Consider the following 25,322-nt stretch of genomic DNA (forward strand, 5'->3'; position numbering starts at 1 on the left):
TAAACACAATACAACTGCAGTAGTAACAGTAAAAAACAACAAATAATGGCTGTAAAAAAAGAAGCTTAGCTTTTATTTTTTGCAAAGTTGCGGTTTAGTAAGTGCAAAGTTACTTTTGGTTGGTTGCAGCTTTGCAGTTAGTCAAGTGCAAAGCTGCGGTTACACAAGAGCAAAGCAGCAAAAAAAAATTGCAGCAGCAGCAATTTTGACAAAAAAGCACAAAAAAACCTCAAAAATACCAATGCATTTTTGAGGTTGTAGGCTTTAAAAAGTTGTAATACTAACTACACCAATTTACATTCAACGTTTTTTAATAATTGTTTCAAACGTTTATCGGATCTAAAGTTTATGCGTGATTTGTTAATTTCATCTTCAGTAGCCACTCCTAATGAGTTTATACCATTTCCAATAGCATGTAAATAGTGTTTCTTAGGTGCGGTAATATTTTGTGGATTAATCTTTTCCATTCTTTTTACATTAATCATAATTTTTTGTTTTTGTGCAATTAAAGTAATAATAAATTACTGGTGATACTTTTTTCTAATAGCTATTTTTTAAATAGTATGTCTTGTGAGTCAAAAATAGTATTTAATACAGCTTTAAGGTTTAAATACAATAGGAGTTATCTGTAGTTGCAGTAAATAGTGGTGATGTAATATTAAGTGAATTTTAATTTTTTTTAAAAAAAGATAGAAATATAGGGTAGAGTTAATAATATAATTAAAAATAGGATTGATTTTTAATGGTTGTCACCCGAAAGGAGTTGAGCGCTAAGCCTTGTTTTAATGTTATTATTCAGTTTCTATTGGCTTAGGTGGCGGTGGGGGAAAATAAAATTTCTAGTTAAGCCATATTTTTATATCAGTCTTATTTGTAGTTTGTTTGTAAGCATGAGTTAGTTTGTCAAGTGTTGAAACTAATTTCTTTGGGTCGAAATTATCATAAGAAATATAAAATAGTAATTTTTCAGGATTATCACTGGTTGACACCACTAGTTTTGAAAACTAGCGGGAGCTAGGGAGCCAGGGTAGCTGGGGACAAGTTTTTTTAATATTTGCGGTATAAACAAATTTCTTTTAAAGAATCAATTTGTTTTTCGTGTAATTTATTTAATTCGTTTTTATCTATTTTAACTCTGATTTTTCCGTATTTGTCATAAGGATGAGCTTCTGTTTTTTGATTTCGCTTTGAATTAATTTCAATCCAATATCTATTTGTTTTTGGAAGCTCTTCATTAATAATTCTTGCATCTAAATTTACTCCGAACTCATTTGCGGGCTTATTTATATTTAAACGTTCACATATTTTGTCGAAGCATAAGTTGTTGAAATTATTTAAGTTCAAAATCGCGATTGAAGGTTCACTATATCTAAACTTTTCATAAGCAAGAAGAGATTCATTTAACACATCATAAATTTCATCATTATCCCAGATATTTCTATTGAAAAATGTTTCAGGATTTGTTATACTATAAGCGTTTTTTAAAGTTTGTATAATGTAATCTTCGAATACTCCACCTTTAATTCTTTTTACATAGCTGTTATAATCATTGTTTACTTTTAAACCTAGAAATATACTCAAGTTTCGAATTGAAAGATATAAGCCTTGTAGAGCCAGTAAATCCTTTTTATTCTTTAGTAATCTAATTGTAAACAGCTTTTTGAATGTGTCGTCAGTAGAAGATATAAATTTATAATCATTTATTTTTCTTTCTATAAAATAGTTACCACCATTTCCAATTAATAATAGTTCGAATAATTCATTTTTTTTATTGTGATATAGCCAGTCAATCATATAATACCTAACAAGCCAATTTCTATTTCCTTTAGAAATATATTTTTCAAATATATTTTCGTTAAACTCAATATTTGGAAACCATTTGAATATTAAAGCTGTTAGATGATGAAATAATATATCCTCATCTTTCAATACTGAATTTAGAAATGATAGAACATCTGCGGAGTTTTTATAGTGCTTTTGTAAGTAAAATAAAATTCCCTCAAATTGAGTAAGAAGTAATTCATAATTTAAAATTATGATGTCTCTAATCTCCTTATCTTTATTTAATTTAAAAAGAGAAAAACCTATTATTGTTTTATCTAAATAGTCTTCTTTTCTTTTGTTGTCATCAATCTCAAAACAATCTAAGAATCGTTTCTTTAACTTACGATGAGTTTTGGATTTTAGTTTTTTAGATGGTTTACCATCAGTCTCTTTTAAGTATTCTTTATTTATTGCTGAAAATTTATTGTTTTGAACTTTTAGCTCTTTTTTAATATCAATTATTTCTTTAGTAAATATTTTACCTCCTTGGGGAATTAGTCCTAAGTCTCTGGAAATTAAGTCTAAAGCAGCTATAGCTTTTCTGGATACTTTTTTGTCTTTGCTGAAAATTCTTATATCATCAACATATCTTAAATATTTAATTTCTAATTTACCCTTTGTTGTGATTTCATCATCAAGATAAATTAAATACAAATCAGCTAAAAAAGCAGAAGCAAGTGGTCCTTGAGGTATTCCGTGTTTAGAAATAAAAGTTTTATGATTGAAGTCTCCTGTCCAAGTTTCTAGACAAATATCCAATAAATCAATTACAGAATTTTCAATACCATAGTTCTTTTTTAGGATTTGAAATAAGATATTATGATCAATCGTATCAAAAAAGGATGCGATGTCAAATTCGGATAAATATATATACCCTTTATTAAAATATTTCATTGAACGCTCACTAAATTTTTTCCAGCTTTTTTTCCAAGGTTGGAAGAAAAATATTTTGTCTACTTCATTAGAACTTGACGGATTTACAATATTTCCAAAAATTGTGTTTCCATACAAAGGCGCAATTTTATCATATGCTGAATCTGCAACTATGTTTACTATCGCTTGATATACTAATAAATCTGTAAATTTAAGCATTGAAAGAGGTCTAACTAATTCATTTTTTTTTGGAATGAATATTTTGTGAGCACTTTCTGGTTTATATGTTTTTGTTTTTAATTGCTCAATTAAAGTTTGAATGTTTGGTTGTAAAAAAGTCTCAAAAATTTTTAAATCTGAATAATAGATACTCTTATATAAGTTTCTTTGAGCTGTTTTTAATCTGTAAAAAGCTAATTCAAAATTCTCTAGAGTTAAGAGTTTATCGTATTGATTCATTCAATTCTTTGTAGTTTAGAGTAGGTTAAAATTTACCACAACAGAGCTAAATACAATTGTGTTTAATCTCTAAATAGGTATTTATAAATAAATGTAACTATTTAAAATAAACAAAACAATAAATATTAAAACAACCTACTCCACAACCCCTTCACCTTCCAAAAACAAATCCTCCAATTGCTGTTTCATTTCTTCAGACGGATTCGCCCACATACCACGTTGCATGGCTTCTAATAAACGTTCGCTCATATCTTTTAATGCCCACGGATTATGTTCTTTAATAAAAGCTTTGTTTTCTTCGTTTAATAGATAACTTTCCGTAATACCTTCGTACATAAAATCATCTACCAAATTGGTGGTTGCATCGTAGGCAAATAAATAATCGAGTGTAGCAGACATTTCAAAAGCACCTTTGTAGCCATGACGTTGCACACCTGCAATCCATTTCGGATTAATCACACGAGAACGATATACTTTTAGCAATTCCTCTTTCAAGGTTTTTACCTTTGGAGTTTCTGGTCGCGAATGATCTCCGAAGTAAATATCAGGATCATTTTTACTCACCGTTTTCACGGCATTTGCCAGTCCGCCCTGAAATTGATAATAATCATCACTATCTAAAATATCATGCTCTCTATTGTCCTGATTTTGCATTACAATTTGCATAGCTTTCAAACGATTCTGAAAAGATTCGTGAGCAGAAACTCCTTGCTTAGAATTTCCATAGGCATAACCACTCCAGTTGATATATACTTTCGCTAAATCCTCTTGAGTATTCCAGTTTTTTTCATCAATCACACCTTGCAAACCTGCTCCGTACGAACCTGGTTTAGAACCATACACTCTGTACAAAGCACGTTGATTACTTTCTTCTTCAGATAAACCTTGCTGTAGCCATTGCTTAGCTTCTTCTAAAAAACGTTTACGAATCGGGTTGTCATCTAAAGGTTCTTCTAAAGCAGCAACTTTACTTACTGCGGCATTGAACAAATTGATAACATCAGGAAAAGCATCTCTAAAAAAACCTGAAATACGTAAGGTAACATCAATACGAGGGCGACCCAATTTTACAATCGGAATTACTTCAAAATCGCTCACACGCCTGTTTAAACTTTTCCATACAGGGCGTACTCCCATTAAAGCCAAAGCTTGCGCAATATCGTCACCACCCGTACGCATGGTTGCGGTTCCCCAAACGGAAATACCAATGGTTTCAGGGTATTCACCATGTTCTTGTAAATAGCGTTCAATAATTAATTGTGCACTTTTTTCTCCCAATCGGTAGGCAGTTTCTGTGGGAATGGTACGAACATCTACCGAATAAAAATTTCTTCCCGTAGGTAATAAATCAATTCTACCACGAGTTGGAGCGCCAGATGGTCCTGAAGGAACGTATTTTCCATCTAAGCCAGCTAACAAATAACGAATTTCATCGGTGGTGTTTTGTACTGCTTTTAAGGTCTTATTTTTTATAGTGACGAGTATATTGTTTAACTCGGTATATTCAGTTTGTAGGGCATCAGTTTTTAAATAATCAATCAATTTTTCTTTACTGATGTCTTCTAAAGTAGCAATTACTTGTCCTACGGTATGATGTTGTTTGTTAGCAATCATCATATCCATTTTTTCAGCATAATCAAGTAATAGAATGTTTCCATCAATTCCCAAATCGTTAGCCAAGGCTTGTGTAATTCCTTTGGATTGAAAAGAGCCAGTACGATGCAAAGCAATCAATAAATCAATTAACTGTTCGTTTATAGGAGCTTTCCCAAAAATATGCAAACCATCTCTAATTTGCGCTTCTTTCAATTCGCATAAATAACCATCCAATTTAACCAACAACTCATCTACATCATCAGATTGAATACCTAAATCAACATTCAATTGCGCTTCTTTTACCACATTGGCAATCTCTTTTTCTAATACTTTGGTTCTTTTGGTATCTAAGGTAGAAGCCTCGTAGTATTCATCTACCAAATGTTCTAGTTTTAGTAAGCTACCATGATTTTCTGCCCTGGTCATTGGCGGAATTAAATGATCAATAATCACAGCTTGTGTTCGCCTTTTTGCTTGTGTTCCTTCTCCTGGATCATTGATAATAAAAGGGTAGAAGTGAGGTAAGGCACCAAAAACAGCAGCAGGAAAACAAGAAGTATCGTCTAAGGATACACTTTTCCCTGGCAACCACTCTAAATTTCCGTGTTTTCCTAAATGAATTACGGCATCGGCATTATAAGTGTCTTGCAACCAAAAATAGTAGGCTAAATATTGATAGGTTGGTGGTAAATCGGGTGAGTGATAAATAGCCTGCGGATCTTGATTGTATCCTCTTGAAGGTTGTATACTGATGAAAATATTTCCTAAAACAAATCCTGGAACAATAAAGGCATCTCCTGTAAAAAAAGGATCGTCATTAGGTGTGCCCCATTGTGTAGTGATTTTATTTTTTAATTCTTCAGATAGTGTTTCAAATCGTTTATTGAAATCTATGATTGAATAGGTAATGGCATGCGGACGCGTATCTGTAGTAGTAATGTCATTAGTTGTTAATTGTGTTAACCAATGCATTAATTCGGTACCACTTTGAGGCAAGTTATTACCTAAAGTATAGCCTGCATTTTGCAAAGCATCTAATAATACAATGCAACTTTCAGGCGTATCTAAACCAACGCCATTTGCCAAGCGACTATCTTTATTCGGATAGTTTGGTAAAATAACAGCTATCTTTTTCTCATTATTGTTGCGTTGCTGTAAATGAATCCAGTTTTTTGCCAATAACGCCATAAAATCGCAGGCAGGTTTATAAGCTTCGTATTTAATAATAGAGCTATCTGTAAGCGGATCTTTTGTGATTTCCTTTTTAAAAGAAACAGCACGACCAATAATTCTACCGTCAATTTCTGGTAATGCAATGTTCATGGCAATATCAGTAGGAGGTAAGCCAAACAGACCTTCTTCCCAAACATCTTTATTACTAGTAGAAAAAATAGTTTGTAATACAGGAATATTTAAGTTGTCAAAAATAAACTCAGCGCCTTCATCCATCGATTTTACGGTAAAACCAGTGGTGTTTAAAATAACATCCACATTTCGTTTTCCGTTGTTGGTCATCATTTTTTCAATCGCTTTCAATACCGATTGTTCTCTTAAATTATGAGCAAACAAGGTAATGGCATTACAATTCTGGGCTGCTAAAGAATCGTGTAATTCGTAAATAGGATCTAAATTATCGGCTAAATAATGCGCTCTGTAAGCAATTATAAAAGCATTCGGTTGCTTACTGTTTACATAATTATCTAAGTCTTCGTTAGCTACAATTCCGTGTTTTGGAATAAAAAAGAAGAGGTTGTCAAATGACTTCGGAGCAATAGTTGCTGTTTGCGCATCAAAATAATGATGATATAAATATTTTAGTAATGAAATAGCATTTTCTTTACCTCCTTCTTGTAAATATTGTCTGCATTGATGCACTACTTCAATCGATTCTGAAGAGCGTTTCATCAATTCATAATCGGGCTCATGTGCAGGAATAAATATTAATTTACAATCCGTTTTTTCTTGTAGTTCTAATAGCGATTCTACCAAATATTGATAATAACTCATGCCTCCCAACAAGCTACATACAATTACTTTGGCATTTTCTAGTACATCCTCTGCATAGGTATCAATAGTTAATTCTTGCTTTAGATACACCAAATTGGTCATTCGTAAACTCGGAATGTCATTATTTTCTTCGTGAAGCGTTTTGTATGCCTCATTCATGGTATGAATTTCGGTATCGCTGGCGCTTAAAAAAACAATATCACCAGGTTGTTGTTCTATATAAAAAACACCATCATCATCAGGATTCCATCCTCCAGGTATTGTAGCTATTAGATGCATAATTTTTTTCGTTTATTTGAGTATTGGATCAAATCCATTACCACCCCAGTAAAAATGTATATAACTTGCTAATACATTTTTATACTGATATATTTTTGTGTTCACTTCTTTATTTCTAGCAGAAAAAATAGAAGCTACATTAGTTGTTGTTTCGTCGTTTAATATGTTTGAGTAATGAAACTCATGTCCCCAAATTTCTTGATTGTTTAGTACAACTCTACGATAGCCCAAGCTTAATTTTTTTCGTTCCATAGAAGTGTTGAAATCAAATACATTTACCATTGAAAACTCAGTGCCTTTTTCATCGATAATACTTTTTCCTAAGTACATCATTCCGCCACATTCCGCCAATATTTTTACACCATTTTCAGCAGCTGATTTAATAGCCTTAAGCATCGTTTTATTATTCGATAACTGCTCTAAATACAGTTCAGGATAACCGCCAGCTAGATATATAAAATCTGCTTTTGGAACTTCTGTATCATGAATAGGGCTAAAGTATACGACTTCACCAAGTTGTTTAAAATAGTCGAGGTTCTCTAAATAGGTAAAGGTAAAAGCTTCATCTTTAGCAACTGCTATTTTAATGTTTTCTGAAGTTTTAGGAGTAGTAAGATTTCTTTTTTGAACTTGAATAGTAGCTATTTTAGTAAGCATGTTTTCAACAGAAATATGCTTGTTTATATGCGCTGCCGCATTTTCTATTACATCTTCAAAAGAAGTATCAATATGCAATCCTAAATGACGAGAAGGAATAGAGATTTCATCATTTGGCGGAATATATCCGAAGCTAGTCAACCCAATACTTTCGCAAGCTTCTTTTAAAAAAGCATAATGTGATTCGGTTCTAACAAAATTAAAGATAACTCCAGCAATATGTACATTCGAATCAAAATCTTTCAATCCTTTTAAAATAGGAGCTACTGTAAAAGCCATAGATTTTGCATTGACTACTAAAATAACTGGTATATTTAGTTTTTTTGCGATTTCAGAAGAACTTCCTTTGTCTTTAACAGCACCGTCAAACAGTCCCATAACTCCTTCAATAATACTAATATCAACCTTGTTGCTGTATTTAGCAAAAACATCCGTTAAGTGTTCGTCAGACATCATTACAGAGTCTAAATTTACACTCGAAATCCCCGCAGCTGAGCTGTGATGAATCGTATCAATATAGTCTGGACCACATTTAAATGGTTGTACACGAAGCCCTTTGTTTTTTAATAAACGTAACAAACCTAAAGTAATGGTTGTTTTACCAGAATTACTCCAAGGAGCTGCTATTAAAAACGATTTTTTCATGTATTACGAGTTTAATTGTGATAAAGGCATGTAACTAACCTTTAATTGAGAAGCTAAATTTTTAGCACGACCTAATTTTATGAATCCCGATTCAGTATCTATAATTGTAGTGTTTTTTAAATTGGAAAGGTATGTTTTATAGGTTTGAATAGCGATTTCAAAAGGTTGATCTCCTCCGTGATTTATTTTTCCGTCAGTCATCACAAATAACTGAACTGCTTTTTTATTAACCGATTTTAATAATTCATATACTTTTAAAAACGCATCTTTTAAGTTGGTTTTGCCTTGTGTTTTTAATTCCGAGCTTATTTCAGAAATTAAATGCGTATTCGAGGTAAAGGGCTGTACTATTTTAGAGGAGTTATTAGCTAAGGCAACCACGGCATATTTTATTTTTTTCAGCGGATTTGCTTCTATTGTTTTTAAAATAAGTCCTTTGATGTAAGCTATTTGTTTTCCTATCGCCATAGAAGCACTGGTGTCTATTAAAAATACAATGTGTAACATCGATTTTGGATGCTTGTATTTATAAATAGGAGTGACATTTCCAGTAATCAAATATTCTTTAACCGTTTTAAAAACAGCTAATGATTTATCTTCTTGCTGAGGAATATTGGTGTTTTGAATTCCTTTTAGCTTTGTTATTTCAATTCCTTTTTTTTTTACGGCACTAGAGGTAAACTTTAGTTCGTTTTTTACAGTTTCGGGTAATTGAAATTTTTGTTCACCATGTCGGTGATTTTCTTTTTCTTCGGATGATGAATCGTTGGATGATTCATTGTTATTGTTATCTTTTTGATTGTTGTTAGAAGGCGGATTGTATTCTTTTGATCTGTGTTGTAATACAAAAGGAGCTATTTTTAATACATGTTCTTCGGTAACTTCTGATTTATTTAAAAAAGAAGCATAAGCCCTTGTTGATTTTAATAACAAAATATCGGCACGCATTCCTTCTACATGATTTTGAAGTGTAAGTTGCGCACACATTTCTTTGATAGCATCAGTCAATACGATGGTTGCTAATTGTGTTTTAGCAACAGTGATTTGTTGTTGTAATGCTACTTCCTGATTTTTAAATGTTTCATAAAAAGCTTCAGGATTGGTGTCAAAAGAAAATCTATGATCGGCAATTTGCTTTCTAACAGAAATATCTTTTGGAGTTTCAATCAATACATTCAATCCAAATCGATCTAATAACTGTGGACGCAAAGCACCTTCTTCAGGATTCATAGTTCCTACTAAACAAAAACGGCTATCCAACCATTGCGAAATTCCCTCACGCTCTAAATGATAGCCTCCAGAGGCAGATGCATCCAATAATACATCCATCAAATATTCATTTAATAAGTTCACTTCATCTATGTATAAAAAACCTTGGTGCGCTTTTGCTAACAAGCCTTTTTTTACAAGTGTTTTTTGCTCTTTTAATAATACTTCTAAATTAACACTTCCTAATACACTATCTTCAGTAGCACCAATAGGTAAGTTTACAAAAGGAAAATCATTACCCATTAATTGACTTAAGGCTCTAACTGTAGTAGTTTTACCTGTTCCTTTATCTCCAGTAGCCAATACACCACCAATAGTTGGATCAATAAGATTTAAAATTAAGCATAATTTAAAATCGTCTTGCCCAACAATACCTGTAAACGGAAAATTCGTTTTGTGTTGCATATTACATTACAATTCTATAAATCCAAACGCATCCAACAATAATAGAAATAATTCCTATTGAAGCATTTAACCATTTAAAAATACTCATATTACGCTCAATAAATCGGCTCATGGTAAAAATAAGTACATAGCTATAGGCAGCCATTGCAATAATAACACCTAAAGACTCTACAACTAAAATCCAAATAGCTTCAGAAATGGTGCTCGCACTAATTACTAAGGCAGAGGTTAAGGCGCCTCCAGTTCCAGCTAATCCGTGTAACATTCCTATCCAAAAAGATCGGTTGATAGGATTCATGGCTATTTCTTCTCCTGATTTTCCATGTAAATGGATTAAGTTTCCAGGATCGTGTTCATGTTCTTCAATCTTTTTATGGTCTGCCATCATTTCTTTTAACTTATGGTTTCTTCGGATAGCAGTAATACCCAACCAAATCATAATAGGTCCTACAGCAACTTCTGCATAAAAAGAAATATCTTCTATAAAAGATAAAAGAAGTGTTCTAAATAAAAGAGCAATTCCTCCAAAAAGTAACAATGTTACAGAGTGTCCAAAAGCCCATTGCGAAGCAGTAAAAACACTTTTTAAGGTTACTTTTTTCTTTTTGATGGCATTTTCAGCAGCTAAAACAGAAACAGCAGAAATATGGTCAGGTTCAAAAGAATGTAAAACACCTGCAATTAATGGTCGTGTAAAGTTTAAAAAACTCATACTTTTTTATACGGTATAACTTGATTGTTATTGTTTATCAAATAAATATTTAGTGTTGTTTTGGGCGCTATTTTTATACAGTGCTCATAACATTTTTGAAGTAATTTTTGGTAAAAATTTTCTTCAGCATCAAAAGTAAAGATTTCTTGTAACCTACCCGCCATATTTAACGCTAAAACCTTATCGGCAGTCTCTTTATTATAGCCTGCTTCTATAGCCAATTGATGAATAAATTGTTTGTTCCAACTTGTTTTATTACTATGAGTATTGGTGTGTCCTTGTGCTAGTTTTGAGGCTTTACCAAGCATGATTCCCATATTAACTTGTTGAATCTCTTTAGAAATATGAATTTTCTCAAAAGTTTCTTGAATCCAATTACCGTAATGTATGCAAGCAGCTTCTGGAAAATTAGGAAACACATTTTTCAAAGCTTTTTCACTTCTTCCACCTGAATTGATTAGTAAAGTTTTATGCTGATTCGCTATGGCAACATCTATTCCTTGTTGAATGCTAGCAATGTAAGATGCAGCAGAAAAAGGAGTAACAATACCTGTCGTACCTAAAATAGAGATACCTCCTAAAATACCTAATCGACTATTTAAAGTTCGCTTGGCTAGTTGTTCTCCATTTTTCACTGAAATTTCTATGGTTACACCTTTGTTGGTAAGATTGTAGTCTGATAAAATTTTATGACATACAGTGGTCATCATTTTACGAGGCACAGGATTTATAGCAGGTTCGCCAACTGCTATTTCTAATCCTGGAAGAGTAACTAAACCAACACCTTCACCTTTTTTAAACTCAATAGTCCCAGTATTATTAAAAGTTACTTTTGCAGAAATTTCAGCTTTATGAGTAACATCCGGATCATCGCCTGCATCTTTAATAACTGAACAAGTAGCAGAAAGTTTAGATAATTTACATTCCTTTATATGGAAAGTAGCATCTCTTCCAATTGGTAAGGTGATAGTTATTTCGTTGGTGTTTTTTTGATTTACAAGCGCTAACAAACTAGCTTTGGTGCAGGCAGTTGCACAAGCTCCTGTAGTATATCCACTACGTAAAGGTTTGTCTGGTATTTCTTGTAAATCACTCAATATTTAGTACTTTTATTATTTTAGGTATGTCAGTTCGAGTGTTTTATTGATGATTGAATTTTTTGACTATGGTCCAAGATAAACTTTAGTCCGTATCATCAGTAAAAATGTATTGAGAATAGTTTTTTCTCTATACTTACATTAAGTAATAGCGAATAGTATTAAAAGAACTTTTAAACTTAAAACGGTATTACCAATAAATCACTTTTACATCAATTACTTTAGAAGACAAATTTACTTCTTCTTGAGGTTTATCTAAATATAAAACAAGAGATTTTGTTTTTACAGTATCTGTATTGGTATGTACTTTTGTTATTACATAACCAAGTTCGTAGTTGTTATAATTACAATGATTGTCTGGGTTTCCTAATAAAGTTAATACCTCTCCGTACGTTTTTCCTTTTAGATGGTAGTCATTGATTAAGTTGTCCAACATTTCGTCTCTACAGGTATATTCACCATCAACGTTTACCAGCCATCTATCTTTGTCAAAATCTGAATGACAGCTTATAAAAACTGCACAGATAATACAAATTAAAACTTTTTTAAACATGAGACATCCAAGATTGTAAGCACTATGAGTACTTTGGTTAGAAGATTAAGAGTGTATGGGCTCATTAATGATATAAATAGAGGGAATAATTGTTTTAGCAATTTAGAAAAAATGTAGAATACTTACAAGAAAGAGCGCGGTAAATGTTAAATATTTTAAAACTATGTTAACAAAATTTCTTTTAATTTTTTTATCGATTTGATTTGAAGGTAAATAGAAGATAGTGTTGGTTTTTTAATAATAATGATAGGGGTTTGAGTAGCAGTAGCAGCATTAATTTTTTGCTGTAATTTTCCGTTTATACCACTCTCTTTTGTGATGATAACTTCAGGTTTGTAAAGGTTGAATAATTTTATTTCTTCAGATGCTTCTTGTGGGAAACCGTAGAGTAAGTTTTCTAAAGGAAAGTTTGCGGCTAAAGCAACAGCTCTAGATTCGTCTCTATCTAAAATACGAAACCAAGCAGTATGTTTTTGCCAATACGGAGCTAGCTTTTGTATCGTGTTTACTCCAGATAATGCTAATAAACGCTGAAAGTTATGACGTTTTAAATATGCTAAAGCTTCTTCAAAAGTAGATAGATAATTAACTAAAGGATGGTTGATTCTTTCTAAAACAATACGTTCATATCGAATTTTAGGAATATCAATGTCAGCCGTAATAATATTGTTATGTAAGTTTTCGGCAAAAGGATGAGCAGCATTTATGATATGTGTGATCTTGTTTTTTTTACAAAAATTAGCAATGTCACTTGGTTCCATAGCTCCATAAATGTAAGTCCCTTTACCTTCAAACTTAATTTTTGTTTTGGTGGTATAAGTGTAGCTTAAGTTGAGATCTTCTAAAAAGTGAGCCACTTTTTTGCCTTCTGTTGTACCACCAAAAACAAGTATCATAATATATTTTTCTTTGTATTGAAACAAAGAAACAAAAGTTAATAGATTAAACTTTATCTATTGAGATCTAATTATTTCAATGCTTTTTGTTTCTTTCTAAAAATATGATGCCAATTATCATCATATAACCACGATCTGTTTTTTCTAGCACCTACAGCCTCACCAACTACGATTAAAACAGTTCTAGTTAACTTATTATCTTTAATAATCTGGCTCATTTCTGTTAGTTTACCCGTCCAAACTTCTTCGTCTTTCCAGCTAACTCTATATAAAACAGCTAAAGGAGTTTCAGGTGGATAATGTTCTAATAATTCAGCCTGAACTTTTTTAGCAATACCAGCACTTAAAAAGATACACATAGTAGCACGTAATTTTGCCATGTCGGCAATGTTTTCGTGTTCTGGAGTAGGTGTATTTCCTTCTCCACGAGTTAAAATAATGGTTTGTGCAACTTCTGGAATGGTAAATTCAGATTTTAAATAAGCAGCTGCCGCTTGGAATGATGAAATACCAGGAACGATGAAGTAGTCATATCCCTTCGCATCGAAAATAGTCATTTGCTCTTGAATAGCACCATAAATAGAAGGATCACCGGAGTGTAAGCGAACAATCTTTTTTCCTTGAGCATAATATTCATCTACAATATTTATTTGCTCTTCTAAAGTCATAGATGCTGAGTTACGTACTAAAGCACCTTCTTTAGCCATATGTGTTAATTCTTCAGGAACTAAACTACCAGCATATAAAATACAATCTGCTTCTTCTAATAATTGCTGACCTTTTAAGGTTAAAAATTCAGGATCACCAGAACCAGCTCCTACAATTGCAATTTCAGCTTTTCGTTCAAAAGAGCTTGATAAAGATAGGGCATAGGTGTACTTTTTATTAGAAGAGGTAATTCCTTTGGTTTTTTCAACTAACCAAGTTTCAGTATTTCCAATCAATGCTGCACAAGCTTCAGATACTCCGTAAACTCCCACTTTTTTCTTTACAACTTCCGAAGGATTTGCAACTTCTACAGAGTTCAATTCATCTCCATTGTAAATAATAAATGGAATCTCGTATTTTTCAGCAAAGTCTAAATAAGCTTGTTCTTCTGTTTTTATTTCAGCAGAACCAATAGCGAATACACTTTCAATGGCTATTTTTTCATTTAATAAAGCCTCCTCAATACCAGCAATTAATAATTCTGGTTCAATATCTTTTGCACAACCACTACCTAAAGCAACACATTGAGGGTAAAAACTTAGGGTAGGAATGGTAGTTGCTATCAATTCATATCCAACATAGATTAGTAACTCATGTTTAGAGAAATCCACATCATTTATATTGTAGTAGATAGAAACAAAATCTGGACACGTTTTTTCTAAATATTCCGTTCCTTTGTCTTTTACTTTTAAGACTAAAGCTGTTGGTTTTCTATTAACAAATAGAGAAATCTCGTTATTTAAATCTGTAGTGCTAGTCTTCCAATTATATTGAGAAGCAAGTGTGTCTAAAGACCAGATATTTTGTAAATCACTAGAGGTAGAAATAACAGGTTGTGCCTGTAGAATTCTACCAATTTGTAGTGTTAATTCATTTGCATTTCCAATATGTCCGCTTAAAACAGATTGTGCAAATTTTCCTTGATCATCCACATTAATTACTGCCGGATCCGTTTTTTTATCTTCAATATAGGCAGCAATGCTACGAACACAAATGCCTAATGCACCTACAAATATCCAAGCATCAAATTTTTGAAAACTCTTTTCTAAAAGCGTTTTTACCGAATCGATATGCTTTTTATCTTTTGTTTCAGTAATATTTCTTGTGGAATAAATCACACTTCTTTGGAATTCTTTCTGAAGGGTTTGCGCAATTTCAAAACCTTGATCTGTAAAGTTGATGATTCCTACTTTTAATATCTTTTCTGGCATGATTCCTTTATAGTTTGATAGCTTTTACAATCTTAATTGGATTGTGCAAATCTATGGTAATATTTGTTTTTTCTGAAATTGAAAAACCATTATTCTTACAGGTGTTTTCAAAATCGGTTTCACTTTTTTCTTTTACAGCGTTTATAACAATGATAGTTCCTTTGTCAACAATTTTGGCAATTCGTTCTATTAACTCAATTAACCTTCCTCCATGACCGCCAATAAAAATAGTATCAGGCTTCGGGAAGTTTTCAAAATTCAAATCAAAAATATCTCCCATTGCTTCCTGAATTCCCATAACCCCAAATTTGGCAGTGTTTTCTTTCAGAATAGCCTCGCATTCTGGACGTTTTTCAAAAGCGATAATGTCTAATTTCGGATTTCTGAGTTTGGCTTCAATTGCAATAGAACCTGTACAAAAACCAATGTCCCAAAGTGTTTTTGCTTCTAATACATTCAAATAATGTAATGAAGTTAAACGAATGGGCATTTTAGTAATCATATTGGGTCTTCCTTCTAACCCTTTAAAGGCATTGTTCGGAATGCCAAAAGGAATGGTTCTGTGCTGTTGTTTGTGTAATAACACACAGTTTAAGGTATGATACTCTTTGTTTAGTGCATCTGTTAAAGATAATGTTTGAACTTTTTCTTCCGTTCCATCTAAATCTTCACCAATGCTTATAGAATAATTATTGTACCCGTATTGCAATAACCGTTCAGAAATAGTTTTCGGATTCTTTTTCCCATCGGTTAATACACCAATTAACGGAAGTTGTTGCATTACAGCTCCGTCTAATGCTTTCCAGGTTCTACCATGAACACTTACCGTTGTTAATTGATTACTGTTTGTGTTTGTTTTATTTGCTAATAATTGGATTGAACTAAATGATGGAAACGTGTGAATAATTGCCTTCGGGAATTTATTTCGTAACGTATTTGAGATTCCGTAGAACAAAGGATTACCAGAAGCAAAAACAACAATGTTTTCTGATGAATTTGTATACTGGTGAAAAACTTCTTGTAATGGTCCACTAATCGAAATCCACTGATGGTTTTCTGGTAAAAAAGATTTTACTAGTTGATAATGACGTTTTCCTCCACTAAACAAAGTTGTGGATTGTATTAATTCAGTTTGTTCTGTAGTAAATACAGGTGTTTTATTTGGTATGCCAATTACGTAAAAGGTCATTTAATATTTGATTATTGCATATTAGAAGAAAAATCAAACATTAGATGGTAAATTTTGAGTTCTTGGTTTTCTATATCCATATGTTTTGAATGATAGTGAAATTCAAAATTTTTAATGAAGTTATCTTTTGTTATTTCTTCAGTCGTTTGTATTGAAGAATCAGTTGTTAGTATACTGTTGATGTGTTTTGTCGTGTTTTCATGTATATCTAATTTTTCAACAATAAAACCAATCATAGCATTCACTCTATAAAATGAAGAATAATATCTAGTTGTAAAACGAGAAATACCGTTTATTACATATTCAGCATTTAAACCTGTACGACCTTTAAGATTGTCTTTGTCTAATCTTTTACATTCAATCGTATAATATGCTTTTTGTTTCTTAAAAGTTTCTTGAGAAGTAACTTTTATATCCGTTCTCCCTTTAGAATTATCTTCTTGAACTTCTCTTTCGAAATTGTAAAGACCTACCAAACCAACTTCTTCTCGAACATCATCATTTTTTAGATATTTTAAAAGTAGAATATCTCGGATCGCGTTTTCTTTGTTTTGTAATTGAAGATGTTCTTTAGCCATTTTTTTATAACAAATGGTGATCTTTGAGAGAAGATCTTCAAAATTAGTATCATAAAAAGGAATAGCTCCAGAAAAATTAGTGGCATCTAAATTATTAAACATTGAATTTATTTTTTTTACCTGCCATTAATACAGCATCCATAAATTCATTTACATCAAGATGTCCAATTGCTTTATGCCAAAGTTTTTGTTCGTTTGGTTTTATGATGTAAAAACCGTTTTCTTCAAATCCTCTAATGTCTTTTTGAATGAAAAGTTTATCTGTAACTTTTTCAACTCCAAGTGAGGATAACAGTTTAAGAAAAACTGTGTTTTTTTCTTTTGTCTTTTTAATAGGTGTATTATTTGAGTTTAATGAGGTTAATTTAAAAAACAATCCAATTATTTGATTTGTGTACTTAATTTCAACGATTATTTGTTGATTAAGTTTTTTATAAATTGGGTTAAATGCATTAAAAAATAAATAGATATATTCTGTAATAATTTCACTGTCTAATTGTAAAGGATTAAATATTCTTTCATATCCTTTGTGTTTCATTATTAATGGAATTGTTATATCAGTAGCATAGTTTACTAAATCTCTTTCTTGTTTCGAAAAAGAAAAGGCTGATAGAATAGTATTGTCTAATTCTTGAATTTTGGTTGCTATTTTCTTATCAAAATCAATTATTTCAGTAGTATTTGAAGAATATTTCTTTTTTTTCAAATAACTTATTTCATTATATATATGTTCTATTAAGTTATTATTAGTGAAAGGTGTTGAAAATTTCTCTTTGTTATGCGATTGTTCTCTTTCTATTCCCGAAGAACTAAATGTTTGCAAATTTAAATACGTAAATACTATGGAATTTAGTATTCCAGAAATTATTTTAAGATAATCAGAATTATGATTATTAACAGATTTTATAGATGTTAAAGTATCAGTGAAAAGTACATTTTCTTCAGAATAACCAGAAACACATCTAAAAGTATTTGTGAAACCTTTAGAAATTAAAATCATAGGTCCTTCAAATAAAATGTCTTCTTTCTGTCGATGTACTATCTGTTTAGTCCATTTAGATTGAGTATTACTATTTATCCAAAAAGATTTTATGTCTTTTCTTGAATTAATATATTTTTTTCCAATATGTCTAGATACATCGTTTTCATCTCCTCCGGAAATTTGAATGCCCTGACCATACACAAAGTTTTGAGAATCTGAAATAATTTCAGAGATTGATTTGAAATTTTGATTTAACCTATTTATCAGATTAAAATCTAAATAACTCCCATACACTAATACTTTCCATAAATAATCATAGGTCTTTAACTTTTCTTGAAGAACTTCTTTATAGTCTCCTCGTTGAATAGTAAATATTTTAAATAAAGAAAAAAACTTGCTAGGCTTCAATGTAATATGTTGAACTAGGTTATTGTTTGTTTCTTGATTTTTTGTGTGTCTATAAAATAATACTGCGGCAGGGGCAATAGCACTATCGCTAGATTCATTAAAAACTTCTTTTCTAACAGGTGCTAATTCGAAAATTTTATCAACAAAGAAGTTCTCTAAAAAATATTGCCTGAATTGCTTAGCATTTAAATTATATAGCATTTTACTTGTAACAACAAGACTAATATTCGTGTTTTTTGAAGAAAAATCACTTGTTCTTAATACAAATGCTTGAGCAATTTCTTTGTTGCTAATTTTTATCTCAATATTTGATTTTCCTTTTTCTCTTTTTTGTCTATTTTTTATATATTGAATAAATAGAGGTGATTTCTCTCCTCCTTTACCTCTTTTCCAAGGAGGGTTTCCTAATATAAAATTAAATTCTATGTTTTGAAACTTTGTGTTAAAGTCAGCATTTGTATCAAAAAAATCGGATGAAAAAAAGTTTTTATTCTCTAGATTTGGAAATTTAAAATTTTCAATATCTGATGGTTTTTGATAATCTAAAAGTGTTAAATAAATAGAGAAAACAGCTACGTTAATAGCACTTTTATCTTTATCAACGCCATAAATATTATCTAGCGCTAATTTCTTTAAATCTTTTTTATAAGAATCAATATCGTTTAAATAATTTGGATTGTTTTTTTGATATTGTTCTATTATTTTACGTAAAGTTTCTACTAAAAAAATACCGGAACCACATGCAGGATCCAATACTTTACATGAGTGGTCATTATTTTTCTGAATTTTTCTTTCAACGGTTTCTGCAAGAATATAGTCTACTAAGAAAAGAGGAGTATAATAAGCACCTTGTTTTTCTTGTTGATCCTGTCCTATGAAAAGTTCATATATGTTACTAATAAATTCAACAGGAATAATTGAAAAGTCATATAAATTAAAAAGAGAAAGTTGATTTGTCGCGATTTCTTCTCCTGATAATAATTTAATAATAATAGAAAAACTTGTATAAGGAATATTTTCTATTTCATTTTGGGTTATAGGAAATAAATCACCATTGAATTTACTCTTTAAATAACTAAAAAAAGCAATGACTTTATTTTTATCATTTAAAAGATCACAAAATTCTTGATTTGTCCATTCTCTAGATTCACCTTGTTGTTCAAAATCTAGTTTAATACCTCTGTCAATTAAATAACGAACAAAGATAACTTTTCCAATAAGAGAATTAGTGAGTTCCTTAGAGAGCGAATGAGATATTAAGATATTTCTTGTAGCTTTTATATTTTCTAAAAGATAAAAATCAACTCTATTTTTAGAACCAAAACTTTTTTCATATTTCTCCCAAGTCTGTCCAGTAACTAACTCAAAATAACTAAAGTCATTTAGTTTTTCTTCATTTCCAAAAAGTTTTAAAGTTTTTTGATCAGAAAGGTATTCAAAGCCATTAAAAATTTCAATATTATCTTTTTCGCAAATAATAACAATTGGAGACTCATTAAAATTCCAAATATCCTTCAGTTTTTTTTCTTTGTATTTACCAAGGTTTTCAAAAAAAAGAATGAAAGGTTTGTTATCTATACAAAAAAAAGCATTTGGTTTAATTGTTTCTTTTAAAAGCTTTTCAATTCGATTAGAAAATAGTTTTTCTCTTTGCTCTCCAGCTATGTAGAGACCATTTTCTCGATTTAAACCAAGTTTTTCAAATATTTGTTTTAGATGTTTCAATTAAGTGAGGGCTATTTTGCAAAAGTAAGCTAATTTTTTTAATATTTCTCTTCAATAATTACTTCATTCAAAGGCTTGCGAGTGTCCCATTTTTTAAGTTCAAGTTCTGGTTGATCGTAAAACATGTCGGTATAACCAAAGCATAAATAACCAATTAATTCATTTTCTTTAGGAGAATTTAAAATGGTTTTTACTTTTTCAGGATCCAAAATACTAACCCAACCCATACCAATATTTAACGATCGTGCCATTAGCCACATGTTTTGAATTGCGCAAACAACACTATATCTTCCCATGTTAGGCATACTTGTTTGTCCTAAAACAGGAGTGTTTTTTGGTTTGTAAAATACAGCAATGTTTAACGGTGCTTCTTCAATACCTTCCAGTTTTAAATTGGTATAGGTATCTTTTTTCTCTTCGCAAAATTGGTCAGCTCCTTTCGTATTTTCGGTATTAAAAGAAGCTTTTATTTGTTGTTTTGTCTCAGGGTTTTTAACAATAACAAACTCCCAAGGTTGTGAAAAACCAACTGAAGGACCATGCAAACCTGCTTGAATAATTTTAAGCGTGGTTTCTTGATCAATTTCTTTTGGTAAAAATCGATTTCCACGGACATCACGTCTACTCATAATAATTTCAAAGAGTAAATCTTGTTCTTGCTCAGTAAAAAGACGTTGCGTAAAATCTGATTTCATGTTGTTAAATATTATAGTTGTTCGATTCTTGAATAATATTTGTGCTTCTAGTATAAATAAAATGTAGTTTCAATACGTTTATGAATTATATTAGTTACTCTAAATGACGAACTTCTCGACTGCGCTCGAAGAGACATTCATATTATTATTTCTTGAAATCATGTCCGATCGAGCGCAGTCGAGATCATTTTATTTATCTGGTTTATATTTACTATGAGTCGCATTTCTACATTCTGATAAAATTTTTATCATGTCATAGTCTCCTTGCGCTAATGCTAACTTTTTATTTCTACTCCACTTTTTAATTTTCTTTTCAAAATAGATAGCTTGTTCAATATCATTAAAAGTCTCATGAAATATCAATTCAAGAGGTCTTCTACTATACGTAAAACAATTTCTATTTAATCCTTTTTTATGTTCCTCATACCTACGTTCTATATTGTTGGTAACACCAGTATACAGCATATCATCAGAACATTTTAATTATGTATACGTAATACATTTTCATATTTTTCTTTTTGCAATTTATTTTAATTTTAGACTAATTATTGTACGGGTTATACTTATTATTCTCAACAACTTCTCGACTTACTTCGTAAACTATCTTCATTTAAAAAGCTTTTTTAAACTCGATAATGCTCAAAGAGACATAATCAAATATTATTTACTTACGATGTCCGATCGAGCGCAGTCGAGATCTTTTTTAGAGACGAATTATTTTCAACTGTGCTCGAATTGACTTTATTCTACAAATAGAACTATTGATCAATACTATCAGCTTCCTCTAAAGTAAAAGCAGCATTTACGATAGCAGCAGCAAAATTACTTCCTCCTCTACGATCTTTTACAAGCGTGTAAGGTGTGTTTTGTAACATTGATAAACGCTCTTTAGATTCAATTACATTGATAAAACCTACAGGAGCACCAATAATTCCTGTTGGATTTAAAGTTCCTTCATATACCTGATCTACAATTTCAATTAATGCGGTCGGAGCATTTCCAATCACAAATAAAGCATTCGGATATCTTTGCGCAGCCAATTTAATTCCAGCTTGCGATCGGGTTAAGTTTTCATCTTTGGCAATTTGTAATGCCTCTTCATCATTTAATAAACAAATAACTTCATTACCGTATTTACTGGTATATGCCCTTGTAATTCCAGACTTCACCATGGTAACATCAGTTACAATAGTGCCACCATTTTTTAAATATTCATGCCAAGTTGCAATAGCGTTTTTAGAAGCTTCTACATAATTGATATATTCAAAATCACCTGAGGTATGAATACAACGAATGGCAGCCCATAAAGTATCTTTATCTAAATTGTTTTCAGGTATGTTTTCTAAAATCTCATTAAAACTAGCTAATTGAATTTCAGGTCCTGTATGTGGTTTTCTATCTAAATACCCTCTCGGAGTAATTAGGTTGTCTTTGTATCTAAACGTTTGGCTATTTCCTATTAACACAACGCTAAACATATCTACTAATTCTACATCTAATTCACCTAAAGTAGTAAGCGTAATATGCTCTTCAGTTCTTCCTAATTGTTTACAAATAGAAACAGGTGTTTCCGGACTTCTATGCTCTAAATATATTTTCTTTAAAGCATTTAACTGCCAATAACGTTTTTTACTTTTCGGATTGTATAAACCCGTTACAAAATCACCAATGGCAGCACCTTTGATACGTTTTTCAATAGTAGTCCATGGTGTCATTAAATCAGATAACGAAATACAGCAAAAATCATGACCTAAAATAGCTCCTAATTTGCTTCCAGCAGTAATAAATGCCGAAATACCAGGTACGGTTTCTACTGGAATATCTAATTGTTGTTCGGCTACTTTTTGATATACAATAGATGCCATTGCATAAATACTAGCGTCTCCAGAGCCAATAACCACAACATTTTCACCTTTTAAAGCATGTTCAATGGCAATTTCTGCACGTTTTTCTTCCTGACTTAATTCTTTACCAATTCGTAAAGTGTTTTCAGAAATTAAATGTTCTATAAATTGAAAATAATAATGGTAACCAATAATAACTGTTGCTTCTTGTACAGCTGTCGTAGCCATTGGTATGATATAATCTTTATGTCCAGGTCCTAATCCTACTACTTTAATCATTCAATCCTTTCTTTATAATAAGTAACGAGAAGTATGGAATTTCTCGTGTTGATAATTCGGTTATGTTTGTGGTAATATATTCTTGAGTAGTACCTAATCGTTCGCAATAATAAAACTGCCATTCTTGTTGTACTAACTTCGGATATATTTCGCTCCAGTTTGTTTTCACCTTCATTAAAATAAGTGTATCAAAATTTTGCAAACAATCTGCTATTTCTTGAAACGTTTTAACTCTAGGTATCACGGCTATTTTTTCATTTAACAAGCTTAAAGGTACTTGATGTTGTGCACCACCTAATGAAAATGAAGAAATCCCCGGAATTAATGTTACAGGTAACTGTAATTCCTGTAATTGTTGTAAAATATATGAGAAAGAAGCATATAAACTGATGTCTCCTTCGCAAACAATGCATACTTTTTTACCTACTATTGCTAGCTTTTGAACATGCGCTACAGTTTGGTTGTATACTTCTTGTGCCTGACTTCTATTATCAGACATTTTTAAGTAAAAACCTTTTAGTTCTTTGGTGTCTAAATTATGATGTTTTAATATCGGGTATACATAACTTTTTTGTATGCCTTTTAAAATAGACCCCGGATAAAAAATTACGTCAGCCTCTTGTAATACACGCAACGCTTTTAAAGTTAATAACTCTGGATCACCAGGACCCAGAGCTACTCCGTATATAGTATGCACTATGCTTTTTTCTTCTTTCGTTTGTATAGAAATAGTTGCCATTTTTCCTCAGCTACACCTTTTTTGTCCATCTCTGCACGCGACATTGTAAAAAATAAATCAGATAACCTGTTGATATATGCCATTACATATTCTTCAACACTTTCAGGATCTTCTTGCATAAGGGTAACTAATGCACGTTCTCCTCTTCTTACTTGTGTTCTACATACATGACATAAAGCAGAAATTTCGTTTCCTCCAGGTAAAATAAAATAATCTGAAGGAGAGCTAATATTGTCTTCTAACTCATCTAACCATTGTTCGCAAAATTCAGCGCCATCAATTGGTCTTGGATTTGGATTTTCTTTTTTAGAGTTTGAAGGACGTGCCAAGTGTGACATCATATCCATCATGTCTTTTTGAATACGATGTAAGTTTGGTTGCCACTCGTGTGTTTCACCTAATTTAGCTCTTAACAAACCAATAGTAGAGTTTACTTCATCTAAGGTACCAATACATTCAATACGTGGTGAGTTTTTGTATTCACGTTTTCCACCAAATACACCTGTTTGTCCTTTATCTCCTTTACGTGTGTAAATTTTCATCAGTATGCGTTATTAAGCGGTTACAGATAATTTATTTTCAATGGCTTGTTTCATGGTGTTTTCATCTAACTTTTCGCCAATAATTACCAAACGAGTAGCTTGTAATTCACCTTCTTTCCACTTTCTATCAAAATAGTTTTCAAATCTATTAGCAACCCCTTGAACAATCATTCGCATTGGTTTACCTTCTACATGAATAATACCTTTAATTCTGTAAATCTCATATTCAGCAACTAATTCTTCTAAAGCTTTAATTAAAGCTTTTGGTTGATGAGGTACTTCTATTTTTACTACAACAGAATTAATAGTGTCGTCGTGATCGTGATCATGGTGGTGATGGTCATGGTCATGGCTGTGATGATGATCGTGGTCATGATCGTGATGGTGGTGATGGTGAGCTTCATGATGAGAGTGTTTCTCTTCAATAAAGTCTTCAGATTTAGCATCTAAACCTAATAATACATCTACAGGAATATCTCCTTTTACAGCAGGGATTAATTTAATAGTTGACCCTACTTTATTTTGAATAATATCACTTACTTCGTTAAAAGTTTCTTTGTCTACTAGGTCAGCTTTTGTCATAATAATCAAATCAGCACATGATAATTGATCTTCAAAAAGTTCTTCAATAGAAGATTCATGATCTAAACTATCATCTTCTAAACGTTGTGCTTGTACTTTGGCTCTATCACAAATTTCTCCAGTAGCTTGCCCAACAGCATCTACTACTGTTACCACAGCATCTACGGTAATTTGAGGTTTTAAATCTGGCCAGTTAAAAGCTCTTACCAAAGGTTTAGGTAATGCTAAACCAGAAGTTTCAATAATAATATGGTCAATTTGGTCTTTACGTTCCATTAATTCTAGCATGGTTGGTAAAAACTCTTCTTGTACGGTACAACATAAACAACCGTTGCTTAACTCTAAGATATTTTCTTCCTCACATCCACAGTCATTTCCTTTTAATATCTCTCCGTCCATGCCTAACTCACCAAACTCATTTACAATAATAGCTAAACGCCTACCGTTTGCATTTTTTGCTATTTGATGAATCAATGTTGTTTTACCAGAACCTAAGAATCCGGTTATAATAGTAACAGGTATTTTATTTGTAAGCATTGTTTCCGATTTATTTTGTCAAAAATACGGG

Annotated in this window: 19 protein-coding genes; all 19 read right to left on the bottom strand. The window is 31.4% G+C overall.

The window, feature by feature from the left end; translation table 11 throughout:
- Nucleotides 1–284: 284 nt before the first annotated feature.
- Nucleotides 285–485 (bottom strand): hypothetical protein, encoded by a 201-nt coding sequence (locus tag EYW44_RS04780; RefSeq protein WP_132722536.1) that lies wholly within the window; start codon nt 483–485, stop codon nt 285–287.
- Between the two features lie 562 nt (nt 486–1,047).
- Entirely contained in the window at nt 1,048–3,156 is a 2,109-nt protein-coding gene (locus tag EYW44_RS04785; protein ID WP_132722537.1) for a reverse transcriptase domain-containing protein, read from the bottom strand.
- A gap of 135 nt (nt 3,157–3,291) precedes the next feature.
- The gene (gene cobN / locus EYW44_RS04790; RefSeq protein ID WP_132722538.1) at nt 3,292–7,038 is read right to left on the bottom strand and encodes a cobaltochelatase subunit CobN; all 3,747 of its coding nucleotides are present in this window, start codon (nt 7,036–7,038) and stop codon (nt 3,292–3,294) included.
- Nucleotides 7,039–7,050: 12 nt separating this feature from the next.
- Nucleotides 7,051–8,340: a cobyrinate a,c-diamide synthase gene (locus EYW44_RS04795; protein ID WP_132722539.1), complete on the bottom strand. Its 1,290-nt coding sequence runs from the start codon at nt 8,338–8,340 to the stop codon at nt 7,051–7,053.
- Between the two features lie 3 nt (nt 8,341–8,343).
- A complete protein-coding gene (locus tag EYW44_RS04800) occupies nt 8,344–10,014 on the bottom strand; it encodes a VWA domain-containing protein (RefSeq protein WP_132722540.1) in 1,671 nt (556 codons plus the stop codon).
- Nucleotide 10,015: 1 nt separating this feature from the next.
- Entirely contained in the window at nt 10,016–10,726 is a 711-nt protein-coding gene (locus tag EYW44_RS04805; RefSeq protein ID WP_132722541.1) for a hypothetical protein, read from the bottom strand.
- Nucleotides 10,723–11,823 carry a cobalt-precorrin-5B (C(1))-methyltransferase gene (locus tag EYW44_RS04810; RefSeq protein WP_132722542.1) on the bottom strand — a complete coding sequence of 367 codons (1,101 nt, stop codon included), beginning with the start codon at nt 11,821–11,823 and terminating at the stop codon, nt 10,723–10,725. The genes EYW44_RS04805 and EYW44_RS04810 overlap by 4 nt, the downstream gene beginning before the upstream one ends.
- A 190-nt stretch (nt 11,824–12,013) precedes the next feature.
- A complete protein-coding gene (locus EYW44_RS04815; protein ID WP_132722543.1) occupies nt 12,014–12,376 on the bottom strand; it encodes a hypothetical protein in 363 nt (120 codons plus the stop codon).
- A gap of 161 nt (nt 12,377–12,537) precedes the next feature.
- Nucleotides 12,538–13,272 carry a precorrin-6A/cobalt-precorrin-6A reductase gene (locus tag EYW44_RS04820; RefSeq protein WP_132722544.1) on the bottom strand — a complete coding sequence of 245 codons (735 nt, stop codon included), beginning with the start codon at nt 13,270–13,272 and terminating at the stop codon, nt 12,538–12,540.
- Nucleotides 13,273–13,343: 71 nt separating this feature from the next.
- Complete coding sequence (gene cobM, locus EYW44_RS04825) at nt 13,344–15,191, bottom strand: precorrin-4 C(11)-methyltransferase (RefSeq protein WP_243643602.1); 1,848 nt, start codon at nt 15,189–15,191, stop codon at nt 13,344–13,346.
- 7 nt (nt 15,192–15,198) lie between these two features.
- On the bottom strand, nt 15,199–16,380 hold the full coding sequence (gene cbiE, locus EYW44_RS04830) for a precorrin-6y C5,15-methyltransferase (decarboxylating) subunit CbiE (RefSeq protein ID WP_132722545.1): 1,182 nt from the start codon (nt 16,378–16,380) through the stop codon (nt 15,199–15,201).
- Between the two features lie 11 nt (nt 16,381–16,391).
- On the bottom strand, nt 16,392–17,060 hold the full coding sequence (locus EYW44_RS04835) for a hypothetical protein (RefSeq protein ID WP_132722546.1): 669 nt from the start codon (nt 17,058–17,060) through the stop codon (nt 16,392–16,394).
- A complete protein-coding gene (locus tag EYW44_RS04840) occupies nt 17,053–20,073 on the bottom strand; it encodes an HsdM family class I SAM-dependent methyltransferase (RefSeq protein WP_132722547.1) in 3,021 nt (1,006 codons plus the stop codon). Before EYW44_RS04840 ends, EYW44_RS04835 begins: the two co-directional genes overlap by 8 nt.
- Before the next feature lie 38 nt (nt 20,074–20,111).
- Nucleotides 20,112–20,768, bottom strand: a complete 657-nt coding sequence (bluB, locus tag EYW44_RS04845) for a 5,6-dimethylbenzimidazole synthase (RefSeq protein WP_132722548.1) — start codon at nt 20,766–20,768, stop codon at nt 20,112–20,114.
- 189 nt (nt 20,769–20,957) lie between these two features.
- Nucleotides 20,958–21,233: a GIY-YIG nuclease family protein gene (locus EYW44_RS04850; protein WP_165872158.1), complete on the bottom strand. Its 276-nt coding sequence runs from the start codon at nt 21,231–21,233 to the stop codon at nt 20,958–20,960.
- Between the two features lie 293 nt (nt 21,234–21,526).
- Nucleotides 21,527–22,891 carry a precorrin-3B C(17)-methyltransferase gene (gene cobJ / locus EYW44_RS04855; RefSeq protein WP_132722549.1) on the bottom strand — a complete coding sequence of 455 codons (1,365 nt, stop codon included), beginning with the start codon at nt 22,889–22,891 and terminating at the stop codon, nt 21,527–21,529.
- Nucleotides 22,884–23,630 (bottom strand): precorrin-2 C(20)-methyltransferase, encoded by a 747-nt coding sequence (gene cobI / locus EYW44_RS04860; protein ID WP_132722550.1) that lies wholly within the window; start codon nt 23,628–23,630, stop codon nt 22,884–22,886. Before cobI ends, cobJ begins: the two co-directional genes overlap by 8 nt.
- Nucleotides 23,588–24,172, bottom strand: coding sequence for a cob(I)yrinic acid a,c-diamide adenosyltransferase (locus EYW44_RS04865; RefSeq protein ID WP_132722551.1), 585 nt, complete (start codon nt 24,170–24,172; stop codon nt 23,588–23,590). Before EYW44_RS04865 ends, cobI begins: the two co-directional genes overlap by 43 nt.
- Before the next feature lie 12 nt (nt 24,173–24,184).
- Nucleotides 24,185–25,291, bottom strand: a complete 1,107-nt coding sequence (gene cobW / locus EYW44_RS04870) for a cobalamin biosynthesis protein CobW (protein ID WP_132722552.1) — start codon at nt 25,289–25,291, stop codon at nt 24,185–24,187.
- Nucleotides 25,292–25,322: the final 31 nt, after the last annotated feature.

Origin of the sequence: Tenacibaculum sp. M341 (assembly GCF_004337695.1) — a bacterium.
Taxonomy (GTDB): domain Bacteria; phylum Bacteroidota; class Bacteroidia; order Flavobacteriales; family Flavobacteriaceae; genus Polaribacter.

What these genes read in the sequence shown, in the direction of transcription:
- cbiE (WP_132722545.1), bottom strand. Translation starts at nt 16,380, where the DNA reads ATGACCTTTTACGTAATTGGCATACCAAATAAAACACCTGTATTTACT.
- cobJ (WP_132722549.1), bottom strand. Translation starts at nt 22,891, where the DNA reads ATGATTAAAGTAGTAGGATTAGGACCTGGACATAAAGATTATATCATA.
- EYW44_RS04780 (WP_132722536.1), bottom strand. Translation starts at nt 485, where the DNA reads ATGATTAATGTAAAAAGAATGGAAAAGATTAATCCACAAAATATTACC.
- EYW44_RS04820 (WP_132722544.1), bottom strand. Translation starts at nt 13,272, where the DNA reads ATGATACTTGTTTTTGGTGGTACAACAGAAGGCAAAAAAGTGGCTCAC.
- cobI (WP_132722550.1), bottom strand. Translation starts at nt 23,630, where the DNA reads ATGGCAACTATTTCTATACAAACGAAAGAAGAAAAAAGCATAGTGCAT.
- EYW44_RS04800 (WP_132722540.1), bottom strand. Translation starts at nt 10,014, where the DNA reads ATGCAACACAAAACGAATTTTCCGTTTACAGGTATTGTTGGGCAAGAC.
- EYW44_RS04805 (WP_132722541.1), bottom strand. Translation starts at nt 10,726, where the DNA reads ATGAGTTTTTTAAACTTTACACGACCATTAATTGCAGGTGTTTTACAT.
- EYW44_RS04835 (WP_132722546.1), bottom strand. Translation starts at nt 17,060, where the DNA reads ATGTTTAATAATTTAGATGCCACTAATTTTTCTGGAGCTATTCCTTTT.
- cobN (WP_132722538.1), bottom strand. Translation starts at nt 7,038, where the DNA reads ATGCATCTAATAGCTACAATACCTGGAGGATGGAATCCTGATGATGAT.
- EYW44_RS04850 (WP_165872158.1), bottom strand. Translation starts at nt 21,233, where the DNA reads ATGCTGTATACTGGTGTTACCAACAATATAGAACGTAGGTATGAGGAA.
- EYW44_RS04795 (WP_132722539.1), bottom strand. Translation starts at nt 8,340, where the DNA reads ATGAAAAAATCGTTTTTAATAGCAGCTCCTTGGAGTAATTCTGGTAAA.
- cobM (WP_243643602.1), bottom strand. Translation starts at nt 15,191, where the DNA reads ATGCCAGAAAAGATATTAAAAGTAGGAATCATCAACTTTACAGATCAA.
- cobW (WP_132722552.1), bottom strand. Translation starts at nt 25,291, where the DNA reads ATGCTTACAAATAAAATACCTGTTACTATTATAACCGGATTCTTAGGT.
- EYW44_RS04815 (WP_132722543.1), bottom strand. Translation starts at nt 12,376, where the DNA reads ATGTTTAAAAAAGTTTTAATTTGTATTATCTGTGCAGTTTTTATAAGC.
- EYW44_RS04785 (WP_132722537.1), bottom strand. Translation starts at nt 3,156, where the DNA reads ATGAATCAATACGATAAACTCTTAACTCTAGAGAATTTTGAATTAGCT.
- bluB (WP_132722548.1), bottom strand. Translation starts at nt 20,768, where the DNA reads ATGAAATCAGATTTTACGCAACGTCTTTTTACTGAGCAAGAACAAGAT.
- EYW44_RS04865 (WP_132722551.1), bottom strand. Translation starts at nt 24,172, where the DNA reads ATGAAAATTTACACACGTAAAGGAGATAAAGGACAAACAGGTGTATTT.